11 protein-coding genes are annotated in these 11,392 nt (G+C 69.6%); 7 read left to right on the top strand and 4 right to left on the bottom strand.

The annotated features are described in order from the left end of the window. Positions 1–2: 2 nt before the first annotated feature. From D7V88_RS45405 to D7V88_RS32585, 7 genes are all read left to right on the top strand, one after another. Positions 3–161 carry an ATP-binding protein gene (locus tag D7V88_RS45405; protein ID WP_341870742.1) on the top strand — a complete coding sequence of 53 codons (159 nt, stop codon included), beginning with the start codon at positions 3–5 and terminating at the stop codon, positions 159–161. Between the two features lie 46 nt (positions 162–207). After that, on the top strand, positions 208–1,539 hold the full coding sequence (locus D7V88_RS32610) for an efflux RND transporter periplasmic adaptor subunit (RefSeq protein ID WP_120544527.1): 1,332 nt from the start codon (positions 208–210) through the stop codon (positions 1,537–1,539). Positions 1,540–1,578: 39 nt separating this feature from the next. Then, on the top strand, positions 1,579–2,325 hold the full coding sequence (locus tag D7V88_RS32605) for an ABC transporter ATP-binding protein (RefSeq protein ID WP_120544526.1): 747 nt from the start codon (positions 1,579–1,581) through the stop codon (positions 2,323–2,325). Next, the gene (locus D7V88_RS32600; RefSeq protein ID WP_120544525.1) at positions 2,322–3,554 is read left to right on the top strand and encodes an ABC transporter permease; all 1,233 of its coding nucleotides are present in this window, start codon (positions 2,322–2,324) and stop codon (positions 3,552–3,554) included. Before D7V88_RS32605 ends, D7V88_RS32600 begins: the two co-directional genes overlap by 4 nt. Beyond that, positions 3,554–5,029 (top strand): TolC family protein, encoded by a 1,476-nt coding sequence (locus D7V88_RS32595; protein ID WP_120544524.1) that lies wholly within the window; start codon positions 3,554–3,556, stop codon positions 5,027–5,029. Before D7V88_RS32600 ends, D7V88_RS32595 begins: the two co-directional genes overlap by 1 nt. A 252-nt stretch (positions 5,030–5,281) precedes the next feature. Then, positions 5,282–5,728 carry a hypothetical protein gene (locus tag D7V88_RS32590; protein ID WP_120544523.1) on the top strand — a complete coding sequence of 149 codons (447 nt, stop codon included), beginning with the start codon at positions 5,282–5,284 and terminating at the stop codon, positions 5,726–5,728. A 296-nt stretch (positions 5,729–6,024) separates the two neighbouring features. Continuing rightward, positions 6,025–6,390 carry a helix-turn-helix transcriptional regulator gene (locus D7V88_RS32585; protein ID WP_120533728.1) on the top strand — a complete coding sequence of 122 codons (366 nt, stop codon included), beginning with the start codon at positions 6,025–6,027 and terminating at the stop codon, positions 6,388–6,390. A gap of 34 nt (positions 6,391–6,424) precedes the next feature. Here the strand turns inward: D7V88_RS32585 and D7V88_RS32580 are convergent, their stop codons facing one another. Genes D7V88_RS32580 through D7V88_RS32565 form a run of 4 tightly spaced genes read right to left on the bottom strand, consistent with a single transcriptional unit; the run spans position 6,425 to position 11,333 of the window. Beyond that, entirely contained in the window at positions 6,425–7,939 is a 1,515-nt protein-coding gene (locus D7V88_RS32580) for an ATP-binding response regulator (protein ID WP_120544522.1), read from the bottom strand. 7 nt (positions 7,940–7,946) lie between these two features. Then, positions 7,947–9,995 carry a hybrid sensor histidine kinase/response regulator gene (locus D7V88_RS32575; RefSeq protein WP_120544521.1) on the bottom strand — a complete coding sequence of 683 codons (2,049 nt, stop codon included), beginning with the start codon at positions 9,993–9,995 and terminating at the stop codon, positions 7,947–7,949. Then, a complete protein-coding gene (locus D7V88_RS32570; RefSeq protein WP_120544520.1) occupies positions 9,992–10,696 on the bottom strand; it encodes a hypothetical protein in 705 nt (234 codons plus the stop codon). Before D7V88_RS32570 ends, D7V88_RS32575 begins: the two co-directional genes overlap by 4 nt. Before the next feature lie 4 nt (positions 10,697–10,700). After that, positions 10,701–11,333 (bottom strand): cobalamin B12-binding domain-containing protein, encoded by a 633-nt coding sequence (locus D7V88_RS32565; protein WP_120544528.1) that lies wholly within the window; start codon positions 11,331–11,333, stop codon positions 10,701–10,703. Positions 11,334–11,392: the final 59 nt, after the last annotated feature.

The following is an 11,392-nucleotide window of genomic DNA, read 5'->3' as shown; positions in this document are numbered from 1 at the left end:
GCCTGGGGCTCGCCCTGGTGCGGCGCATCATCGTCGCCCACGGGGGCCGCCTGACGCTGGAGAGCCAGCCGGGGCAGGGCACCACCGCCCGCGTCCTTCTGCCGGCCACCGGGGCGGCGGACACACCGGACGGCCGCCTCGTCGCGGGTCATCTTTCGTAATAGAGACGAGATTCGCCGAAACATTTCAGAACATAGAACAAGGGGCATGAAGGCCTTGAGCGAGATGCCGCGGGAAGCGCCGGCCCTGGCGCCGGTGCCATTGGAAGAGGACGAAGTTCGCAAGCGCGGATTTCCGCGCTGGGCCTGGGTGGTGGGGCTCCTGGTGGTGGCCGCGCTGGTCGTCTTCTGGCGCGTGCGGGCCTCGAATCAGGCGGACGTCATCACCTACGAGACGACGCCCGCGGAGGCGCGCAAGCTCACGTCCAAGGTGACGGCCACGGGCACCGTGGCGGCGCTGGTGACGGTGCAGGTGGGCAGCCAGGTCTCCGGCCGCATCCAGGAGTTGTTCGTCGACTACAATTCCGAGGTGAAGAAGGGGCAGGTCATCGCCCGCATCGACCCTCAACTGGTGCAGGCCGCGTTGGACCGGGCGAAGGCGAACATGACCGCCTCGCGCGCGAACCTCCAGAAGGCGCGCGTCAACGCGGACGTGGCGAAGAAGCAGGCCGCGCGCTCGCGCGAGCTGCGCGCCCAGCAGTTCATCTCCCAGTCCGAGCTGGAGACGGCCGAGTCCGCCGCCGCCAGCGGTCAGGCGGAGGTGACGGCCGCGGAGGGCTCCGTGGCCCAGGCGCAGGCGGCGCTCAACGAGGCGGAGGTGAACCTCAAGTACACGACCATCGTGTCGCCCACCGACGGCATCGTCATCTCGCGCAGCGTGGACGTGGGCCAGACGGTGGCCGCGTCCCTCCAGGCCCCGGTGCTCTTCACCATCGCGGAGGACCTGCGAAAGATGCAGATCAACACCAGCGTGTCCGAAGCGGACGTGGGCAAGTTGCAGCCCGGCATGAAGGCGACCTTCAACGTGGATGCCTTTCCCGGTGAGAACTTCCAGGGCGTCATCCGGCAGATCCGCAACGAGGCCATCACGGTGCAGAACGTCGTGACCTACCTGGCCATCCTCGACGTGCCGAACCCCGACCTGAAGCTCAAGCCGGGCATGACGGCGAACGTCACCATCGTCACGCAGCAGAAGGACCAGGCGCTCTCCGTGCCCAACACGGCGCTGCGCTATCGGCCCGCGCCCGCACCGGGGGCTCCCGTGCAGGCAGTGCAGCCGGCGGCGAATGGCTCGCGCACCGTCTACGTGCTGCGCCGCCAGGAGGGACAGCGGCCGCAGCCCACCGCCGTGAGCGTGCGCACCGGGATGACGGACGGCACGTACACGGAGGTGGTGGAGGGCGAATTGAAGGACGGCGACCGCGTCATCACCGCCGCGAATTCTCCGGCCAGCTCCACGTCCACCACTCCAGCGACGGCGAGCCCCGTGGGCGGCGCTCGCGGCGGCGGTGGCATGCGTCGCGGCGGCGGGCCGTTCTAGTCATCCACCATGGCAGGGCAGGGGAAGGAGGAGAGGCACATGGACGCGGATACGAAACAGGCGCCCCCGGTCGTGCAGCTCCGGGGCGTGAGCAAGGTGTACCGCACCGGGGACGTGGAGGTGCGGGCCCTGCGCGGCGTGGACTTCACGGTGGAGTCGGGCGAGTTCGTCTCCATCATGGGCTCCAGCGGTTCGGGCAAGTCCACGCTGATGAACATCCTGGGCTGCCTGGACCGGCCCACCGGCGGCGAGTACCTGCTCAACGGCAGGGACGTGGCGCGGTTGGATCGGGACGGGCTGGCGCGCGTGCGCAACCGCACCCTGGGCTTCGTCTTCCAGAGCTTCAACCTGCTGGCGCGCACCACGGCGCTGGAGAACGTGGAGCTGCCCATGCTGTACGCGGGCGTGCCCTCCAAGGAGCGGCGCACGCGCGCGAAGGAGGCGCTGGAGCGCGTGGGCCTGGGGGCTCGTCTGGACCACCACCCCAAGCAGCTCTCCGGCGGTCAGCAGCAGCGCGTGGCCATCGCGCGCGCGCTGGTGGGAAGGCCTCGCGTCATCCTCGCGGACGAGCCTACGGGCAACCTGGATTCGCGCACCACGGTGGAGGTGATGGCGCTGTTCCAGCAGTTGCAGAAGGAAGGCATGACGCTGGTGCTGGTGACGCACGAACCGGACGTGGCCGAGTACACGCAGCGGGTGGTGGTGGTGAAGGACGGGCGCATCGTGAAGGACCAGCGCCAGTCGCCGCAGCCGGCGGTGGTCCCGGTGGAAGAGGTGGGGACATGAACCTGCTGGAGACGCTCGTCCTGGCGCTCAGGGCCCTCTTGCGTTCCAAGACGCGCTCGGTGCTCACCGCGCTGGGCATCATCATCGGCGTGGGCGCGGTCATCGCCATGGTGGCCATTGGCGACGGCGCGAAGGCCAGCGTGCAGAAGGTCTTCGACGCCATGGGCACCAACATGCTCATCGTCATGTCGGGTTCGTCCCGCTCGGGTGGCGCGCGCGGCGGCTTCGGCAGCCAGCCCACCATCACGTGGGACGACCTGGAGGCCATCCGCACGCAGTTGTCCAGCGTGCGCGGCGCGGCGCCGGAGATGCGCTCCAACGCGCAGGTGTTCTCCGAGGACCAGAACTGGAACACCAGCATCATCGGCACGACGACGGACTACTTCATCGTGCGCAGTTGGACGATGGCGCAGGGCGCGCGCTTCACGGACGCGGACAACGAGGCGGGCGCGAAGGTGGCGGTGCTGGGGCAGACGGTGGTGGACAATCTGTACGGCAAGGGCTTCAACCCGGTGGGCCAGGTCATCCGCATCAACAAGACGCCCTTCACCGTGGTGGGCGTGACGACGCCCAAGGGCCAGTCCCCGGTGGGCCAGGACTTCGACAACACCGTGTTCGTGCCGGCCACGTCGTTCCGCCGTCAGGTGCAGGCGCAGACCATGGGCGCGTTCATCACCGGCGCGGTGTTCGTGCAGGCGGCCTCCGCGGACCTGACGTCGCGCGCCCAGGCGGACGTGACGCAGCTCCTGCGTGACCGTCACCGGCTGGGCGAGGGCGACGCGGACGACTTCGACGTGCGCAACCTGGCGGAGGTTGCGAGCGGTCAGCAGCAGAGCACGGAGACGATGAGCATGCTGCTGGCGGCCATCGCGGCGGTGTCGCTGGTGGTGGGCGGCATCGGCATCATGAACATCATGCTGGTGAGCGTCACCGAACGGACGCGCGAGATTGGCGTGCGCGTGGCGGTGGGCGCTCGGCCCCGCGACATCCTGGCGCAGTTCCTCATCGAGGCGCTGACGCTGTCGGTGCTGGGAGGAATCATCGGCGCGGCGGTGGGCCTGGGCGTGGCGAAGCTGCTCGCGGCGCAGTTTGGCTGGCCCATGCTGGTGCGCCCGGACGTGGCGCTGCTGGCCATCGGGTTCAGTGGTTTGGTCGGTGTCGTCTTCGGGCTGTATCCGGCGCGCAAGGCGAGCCTGTTGGATCCCATCGATGCCCTGAGGTACGAGTGATGCGCGCGCTTCCGTTGACGCTCTCGTTGTGGGTCCTGCCCGTGGTCGCGGGGGCCCAGGCCCCGGCCTCGCCGCCTTCGGGCGCGCAGGCTCCGGCGCCCGGGCAGGCGCCCACCGCGCAGCCGTCGGGTGCGCAGGCTCCGGCCGCCCAGCCGGGCGCGACGCCCACCACGCCCGCGCCGGTGAAGCAGTCCCTGTCGATGGCGGCCTCGGAGGGGCGCGTCATCTCCCTGGCGGAGGCGGAGACCGCGGCGCGCGAGTACCTGCCGACGCTGCGCTCGGCGCAGGCCAGCACGGATGCGGCGCGGGCCCGGGTGGATCAGTCCTTCTCCAGCTTCCTGCCGCAGGTGAGCGCCAACGCCGGCTACACGCTGGGCACCAGCAACCGGGCCGTCATCCAGAACGTGCCTGGCAGCGACACCGCCGTGGTGTCCAACTCCACCCGACGCTTCAGCGGTGGCATCTCCGCGAACCAGCTCATCTACGACTTCGGCCGCACCTCCGGGCGCTACAACATCTCGAAGGAGAACGCGGGCGCGCAGGAGGACTCGCAGCAGCAGGTGCTCCAGGACTCGCTGCGCAATGTGCGCACCGCGTACTTCAACGTCCTCACGCAGAAGGCCCTGCTGGGCGTGGCGCGCGAGACGCTCCAGAGCGAGGAGGCCCGGCTCAACCAGGTGAACGCCTCCGTGCAGGTGGGCACCCGCCCGGAGATCGACCTGCTCCAGCAGCGCACGGCGAAGGCCAACGCGCAGGTGCAGCTCATCCGCGCGCAGAACGCCTACGCCACGGCGAAGGCGCAGCTCAACCAGACCATGGGGGCGGAGACGTCCACCGACTACACGGTGCAGGACGTGACGGTGGCGGCCGTCCCCGGCGAGGACGAGCTGCTGGACGCGCTGGTGCTGCGCGCGCTGGAGTCCCGTCCGGACGTCGCGGCGCGCGAGCGGCAGGTGCGGGCGCAGGAGCTGCAAATCAAGGTCACGAAGAGCGGCCACTGGCCCAGCCTCAGTGCCACGGGCAACGTGTCGGACGTGGGCGAAAACCCGTTCAACGGCGCCACGCTGAGCGCGTCGGGCGGGCTGTCGCTGAGCTGGGCGCTGTTCCAGGGTGGACTCGTCAACGCGCAGACGCGCGAGGCCAACGCCAACCTGCGCGACGTCCAGGCGCAGAAGGACGCGCTGCGCCAGCAGGTGCGGCTCCAGGTGGAGCAGGCCCGGCTCAACGTGGTGGCCACCCGTGAGGCGCTCACCGCCGCGGACGAGGCGCAGGTGAACGCGCGCGAACGGCTGCGGCTGGCCGAAGGGCGCTACCGCGCGGGCGTGGGCAACATCATCGAGGTCGGCGACGCGCAGGTGGCCTTCACCAACGCCGCCGCCCAGCAGGTGCAGGCGACCTACGACCTGGCCACCTCCCGCGCGGAGCTGGCGCGGGCGTTGGGCACGGTGGAGCTGAGCACGGTCGCCTCGCGGTAGCCGCACTCCCCCCGTGCAGGGAAGGGGGCCGGGGGACTTCCTGGCTCCCTGCCCGCGTCACCCTGGACCGCGTGGAGGCTTGTGTCGGGCACGTCGGGCCCGGCGTTGATTTCACCCGTTCATCCACCGGAACCCGGCGTTCATCGCCCGTTCATCTCCAGCACCTATTCCCAGGCTCACCCAGGCAGGCCCGCATCCCCGCTTCCTTCCGGGATGCGCCTGCCTGCCTCCACTCGCGTGACCGGAGCGTGCATGGGAGCGAGCAGCATGGGCGTGGAGAAGGACGTGGCCGCGTCGAGCGCAAGACCCGAGGCACGCCTGGGCCGGTGCGGCGTGCTGACGCTGCTGGTGCTGATGGGGGGCCTGTGCGGTGGCTGCCCCGAACCGCCCCTGTCGGGCGCACCGGACGCGCGCTTCAGCACGCCCGTCTTCGAATCGAGCGCTGCGCCGGACGACGGCTGCGACGTCAACGGCGACGGCACCCGGGACGCAGTCACGGTGGACTCCGCGACGCCGGTGACGGCGCGCTGCCTGGGAGATTGGGACGGCGATGGGTACGCGGACGTGGCCGTACGTCCGCTGGATGACGCGCGCTCCGTGTATCTGTTCCGGGGTGGACCCACGCGCACCGGACTGCTGTCGCTGGACTCGCCGGACGCCGTGTATCTGGAGGGTGCTGAAAACACGAGCCAACCCTGAAGGGTGGCAGTGGCGGCAGGACGCCCGGACACCGTAGGAAATTTCGCCTCCAACGTGCTGGGTCACCTTCCATCAAGCCCGAAAAAGAGTGTGGATGGACCCGAACCGGGGCATTCTCCGAGGGCGCTCCGTCTCAGAAGAGGCCCGGGTGTCGGGGTTGCCCGGACTCCGAAAGTCCACCTTCCGCGCAGCGACCCTATGGGTGAACAATGGGAGGCTGACCCGGCAAGTTCTGTCTGTCTGCCTCTATACGTCCTATGCCGTCGGCCAAACGTTTCGGGTCGGCAAGCAAAGGCATGGACAAGAAACTCGCAACCACCATCGGCGCATCCGCACGGGTCGCCCGGGGCCGCATGGAGCTTACGCAGGCCGACGTGGCCGAGCGGATCGACGTGGCCACGGAAGTGTATGGCCGCCTGGAGCGAGGCGGCATGCTCCCCAGCGTCCAGACCCTGTTGAAGTTGTGCCACGAGCTGCATGTCTCGGCGGATGAGCTGCTCGGATTGGCGGCGCAAGGGGTCACTCCCGCGCGTGCCAACGAAGCTCCTCCGCCCACGCCCGAGCGCCCGGAAGTGCGCCGGCTGCTGCGCAGTGTCCGGCAGCTTGATCCTGCCCAGGTGAAGCTCCTGGGCCTGGTGGCCAACGCGCTGACGCGGCGGTAACTCCCGCCGCGCGGTCGTCGTTGATCACCCCGCTTCAGAGATTCGACAGGATGCGCTCCAGGTCGGCCGGACGCACCGGCTTGGTGACGTGCAGGTCGAAGCCCGCCTTCAGCGCTCGGGTATGGGCTTCCACCTCGCCGTAGCCCGTCAGCGCCACCAGGCGGATGTTGCGCCCCACGCGCGCGCGCAGCGCCTGGGCCACCTGATAGCCGTCCACGCCCGGCAACCCGATGTCCACCAGCGCCACGTCCGGCGCGTGCGTCAGCGCCATCTCCACGCCCTGCACGCCATCCGGCGCCACCGCCACCTGGTGGCCCCACAGCTCCAGCAGTTCGCGCATGGACTGACGCGCGTCCGAATTGTCCTCCACCAGGAGGATGCGCCGCGCCTGGCGCGCGTCCACGGCGTTCGCCGCGTTCAACAGCGGGATGCGCTCCGGGGCGAGCAGGGGCAGCTTCACCACGAACTCGCTGCCTTCCCCATAGCCACCGCTGGTGGCCTCCACGCTGCCGCCGTGCATCCGCACCAGCGTGCGCACCAGGGTCAGCCCGATGCCCAGGCCGCCTCGGGAGCGCTCCAGGGACGTGTCCACCTGGGCGAAGAGGTCGAACACGCCCGCCAGCTTCTCCGGAGGGATGCCGATGCCGGTGTCCTTCACCCGCAGCACCGCCTGCGCGCTGCCGTCCACGCCCTCCTGGAACAGCTCCACGGACACGGTGCCCTGGTCCGTGTACTTGGCCGCGTTGTCCAGGATGTTGGTGAAGATCTGCTCCAGCCGCGTGGCGTCGCCCTCCAGCCACAGGGGCGTCTGGGGCAGCCGGACCTCCAGCTTCAGGCCGCGTGCCTCCACGCGGGGCCGCAGGATGGAGAGCACCTGCTGGAAGCTCTCCGCCAGGTCCAGCGGCTCCTTGCGCAGCTCCACCTTGCCGCGGGTGATGCGGCTGACGTCCAGCAGGTCATCCACCAGCCGCGCCAGGTGGTGCGTCTGACGCTGGATGATGCCGTGCATCCGCGCTTCCTTGGTGTCCACGGGGCCCTTGCGCTCCAGGATGCCAATGGCCGTCATGATGGCGGCCAGCGGGTTGCGCAGCTCGTGGCCCAGCATGGCCAGGAACTCGTCCTTGCGCCGGTCCATCTCGATGAGCTGATCCGTGCGCAGGCGGGCCTGCTGCTCCGCGTGGCGCAGGCGCAAGAGCGAGCGCACCGTGGCGATGAGCTCCGAGGGTTCGTAGGGCTGGGTGAGGTACGCGTCCGCACCCCCCTCCAGGCCCTGCACCTTCTTGTCCGGCGTGATGAACGTCGCGGACGTGTGCATCACCGCGATGGCGGACGTGGCCGCGTTGGCGCGCAGCCGGGCGCACACTTCATAGCCGCTGATGTCCGGCAGCTTCACGTCCAGGACGATGACGTCCGGGCGGTGCTTCTCCGCCATGAGGAGCGCCGCCATGCCGGTGGCCGCCTCCAGCACGTGGTAGCCGGACATCTCCAGGATGCGGTTGACGAGGTACCGGTTGGCCTCGTCGTCGTTGACGTTGAGGACCGTGGCCATTCGCTGTTCAGCCACGGGGGTTGTTCTCCCTCAGGTCCCGGGTGCCCAGGCCCGCCTTGGTCAGCGCGTCGCGGATGCGCGTGATGGCCACTTCCCGGCTCAGCGTGTGCTTGGCGAGGATGGCGGACGTTTCGCGCGACAGCCGCTGGCGCTCCGACTCCTGTAGCTGGTGGGACGTGTGCAGGATGATGGGGATGTCGCGCGTGCGCGGATCCGCCTTCAGTTCGTCCAGCACGTCGAAGGCGGTGATGTCCGGCAGGATGAAGTCCAGGAAGATGAGGTGCGGCGCCTTCTCGCGCGCCAGCCGCACGCCGTCGCGGCCTCCGGCGGCCTCCAGCAACTGGTAGGGCGTGTCCTTGAGCAGTTGCTTGAGCAGGTAGCGGTGCACGTCGTCGTCGTCGATGATGAGCACCCGCTCCACCGGCCCGGTGCGCGCCAGGGCGGACAGCTTCTTCTGCAGGCGCACCTCGTCCACCGGCTTGAGCCAGAACTCGTCGGCGCCCAGGGCGCGGGCCTTCTGCTCGCGGTCCGTCACGGTGACGACGAGGATGGGGATGTCGCGCGTCTGCTCGCCGTTCTTCATCTCCGCGAGGAAGTTCCAGCTCGTCTCGCCTTCGAGCATCACGTCCAGCACCATGGCGGCCGGCCGCACCCGCTGCATCATCTTGCGGGCGTCCTCCACCGTGCGCACCGGCAGCACCTGGAAGCCGGAGCGCGCCAGGTACTTCTCGTAGAGGAACAGCGTCTGGCGGTCGTCCTCCAGCACCAGCACCGGCGCCCGCGACGGGTCCAGGTTCTGGCTGCGCAGCGCGAGCCCCGTCATCTCCGACACTTCCACGTGGACGCGCGGCAGGACGACGCTGAAGGTGGAGCCTTCGCCCAGCGCGCTCTTCACGCCCAGCGTGCCGCCCAGCAGCTCCGTCAGCTTGCGCGCCAGCGGCAGGCCCAGGCCGGTGCCCTTCACCTGTCGCTGCAGGGGGCTGTCCACCTGGATGAACTCCTCGAAGACGCGCTCGTGGTTCGCCGGCGCGATGCCGATGCCGGTGTCCTTCACGGTGAACTCCACCGTGTCGTGCGGGCCGGGGGCCACGGACACGGTGATGGAGCCGGACTCGGTGAACTTCACCGCGTTGGAGACCAGGTTGCGCACCACCTGGCTGAGCTTGGCCTCGTCCGTCTCCATCTCCAGGCCGCCCGGTGGCGTCTCGAAGTTCAGCGCCACCTGCGAGTCCGGCGGGAGCAGCGGGCGCGTCATGCCGCGCAGGGCGCTCATGAAGTCGGACACCGCGAAGTGCGTGTGGCGCAGCATCGTCTTGCCCGACTCCACCTTGGACAGGTCGAGCAGGTCGTTGACGAGTTCGAACAGCGATTCAGCGGAGCTGCGGATGAACTGGACCTGCTTCTCCTGCTCCGCGGCGAGGCTGCCGTTGAGCGGGTTGAGCAGCACCTTGGACAGCCCGAGGATGGAGTGCAGCGGCGTGCGGAACTCGTGGCTGACGTTGGCCACCACGCGGCTCTTGATTTCAGAGGCGCGCTGGAGGCTTTCGGCCTTCTCGTCCAGGGCGGCGTGAAGGCTGCGCACGCCCTTGTTGGACTCCTCCAGCTCCTTGTTGAGGCGGGAGAGCTCCTCCGCGCGCAGCTTGAGTTCGTACTGCTGGCGCGCCGTCTCGCGGTGCAGCGCGGTGAGTTCTCCCAGCGTGGTGCTCACCTGGGTGAGCGCGGCGCCGTAGTCCTCCGGCACCAGGCTGCCCACCAGCGCCACGCCGCCCTCGTGGGGCCGGGCGCGGAAGGCGAAGGTGACGGGCTTGTGGTCGCGCTGGAGGATGAGCTCCCAGCCATCCACCGCTTCGTCGAGCGCCTGGACGAGCAGCTTCTCCACCTTGCTCTCGCTGCCGGCGCTGGCGAGGCTCCGCAGACTCTGGCCGGGTTTGACGCCCAGAAGACGCGCGGCGCGATCATCGCGCCAGACAACGGTCCCTTGCGCATCACAGGCCAGCGCCAGCTCGCGACTGAGGGATTCGAAGATCCCGGGGTCGCGCTCATCCAGTTGCATCATGAGGGAAGCTCCTCCCATGAATCGGGCGCACGCGCGAGCAACGTCCGTGCCTCCGCGTGCTCATGTCCCAAGGCTGCCCTCAGGGCGCCCAGGAGGTGGGGAAAGGTCAGGGGGGCAAGCCCCCGGCGGGGCCAGAAGCCCGCGTACCACCGCAGATGCGCCTCCCACAGGTCCGCGCGGTCCAGGGCCACCGCGTCCGAGAGATAGGACAGGTGAAGGCGGGTCTCTTGTTCCAGGGGCTGGCGGTTTCCGGGGGTAAGTCCTTCTCCCAGTCGCTGGGCCACGTCCTCGATGAGCGCGGGCGAGGCGTCCTCCAGGCGGTGGGCGGCTCCCTCGGGGTAGTGCAGGGCGTCACGCCCGGCCTGGACGTAGGTGTGGGGAAGGGTGCCCGGGCCGAAGCCTTCCGCCTGGAGGGCGGCCTGGAGGCCTTCGAAGTGCTGATCCAGATGGAGGGAGCACATGCCCCGGGTGACGAGCAGGGTGCGCAGCCAGCGGGCGTAGTCCTCCAGGATGGCGGGCCGTTGCGCGTCGAGCGCCTGGACGAGGTAGCGCACGTGGAAGACCGCGTCCTCGTCGCCGAAGCGACGGGCGCGCTGGGGGCCGTAGCGGGCGTCCCAGAAGGGATCGGCGTACAGGGGCTGGATGGAGGCGGGGGCGAGGGTTCGCGTCAGCGCTTCCACGGCCTGGCTCACGGTGGGCATGGTGTCAGACCCCCAGGGTGCGGCAGGCGGAGGAGACGAGCTCGCGGGCGCTCTTGCCGAAGAAGGCCACGCCCAGCTCTTCCTGGAGGACGGGGCCCCAGTCGAAGGCGAGTCCGCCCACGGCGATGGGCAGGCGCGGGGAGACCTCGCGCACCTTGAGGACGGCCTCGCGGACCTGGGGCATGTGGAAGGGCATGGTGACGGAGAGGGCCAGCAGGTGCGGAGGGGTTTCGCGCACCATGCGGGCCAGGTGATCCGCGGGGACGTTGGCGCCGATGAAGCGCACGTCGAAGCCGGCCATCTCCAGGAAGTCGCTGGCCATGCGAGCGCCCACCTCGTGCAGTTCGCCCTCCACGCACGCCATCATCACGACCTTGCCGTTGGCCGGGTCGCGGGGCAGGTGGCGGTACAGGTGCGCCAGGACGAACTGGGAGATGGCGGTGGCCATGTGCTCCTGGGCCACGGAGATGTGGTTCTCCTGCCAGAGCCGGCCGATTTCGTACTGGGCCGCCTGGATGACCTCCAGGTGCAGCTCCTGGAGGGGCACGCCGCACAACAGGCCTTCGTCGACCACGAGGCGCAGGGCCTCCTGGCGGTTTCCGGAAAGCTGGGCCGCGAGGTAGCGCTCCCGCAGCATGGAGATGGCAGGGGTGTGGTGGATCACGGGATTGGCGTACCGGGGGAACGGGGCAGGGT

Origin of the sequence: Corallococcus terminator, assembly GCF_003611635.1 — a bacterium.
GTDB lineage: Bacteria > Myxococcota > Myxococcia > Myxococcales > Myxococcaceae > Corallococcus > Corallococcus terminator.
This window is presented reverse-complemented; position numbering and strand designations above follow the sequence as displayed.

What these genes read in the sequence shown, in the direction of transcription:
- D7V88_RS32580 (WP_120544522.1), bottom strand. Translation starts at nt 7,939, where the DNA reads ATGGCCACGGTCCTCAACGTCAACGACGACGAGGCCAACCGGTACCTC.
- D7V88_RS32585 (WP_120533728.1), top strand. Translation starts at nt 6,025, where the DNA reads ATGGACAAGAAACTCGCAACCACCATCGGCGCATCCGCACGGGTCGCC.
- D7V88_RS32575 (WP_120544521.1), bottom strand. Translation starts at nt 9,995, where the DNA reads ATGATGCAACTGGATGAGCGCGACCCCGGGATCTTCGAATCCCTCAGT.
- D7V88_RS32590 (WP_120544523.1), top strand. Translation starts at nt 5,282, where the DNA reads ATGGGAGCGAGCAGCATGGGCGTGGAGAAGGACGTGGCCGCGTCGAGC.
- D7V88_RS32565 (WP_120544528.1), bottom strand. Translation starts at nt 11,333, where the DNA reads ATGCTGCGGGAGCGCTACCTCGCGGCCCAGCTTTCCGGAAACCGCCAG.
- D7V88_RS32600 (WP_120544525.1), top strand. Translation starts at nt 2,322, where the DNA reads ATGAACCTGCTGGAGACGCTCGTCCTGGCGCTCAGGGCCCTCTTGCGT.
- D7V88_RS32570 (WP_120544520.1), bottom strand. Translation starts at nt 10,696, where the DNA reads ATGCCCACCGTGAGCCAGGCCGTGGAAGCGCTGACGCGAACCCTCGCC.
- D7V88_RS32605 (WP_120544526.1), top strand. Translation starts at nt 1,579, where the DNA reads ATGGACGCGGATACGAAACAGGCGCCCCCGGTCGTGCAGCTCCGGGGC.
- D7V88_RS32610 (WP_120544527.1), top strand. Translation starts at nt 208, where the DNA reads ATGAAGGCCTTGAGCGAGATGCCGCGGGAAGCGCCGGCCCTGGCGCCG.
- D7V88_RS32595 (WP_120544524.1), top strand. Translation starts at nt 3,554, where the DNA reads ATGCGCGCGCTTCCGTTGACGCTCTCGTTGTGGGTCCTGCCCGTGGTC.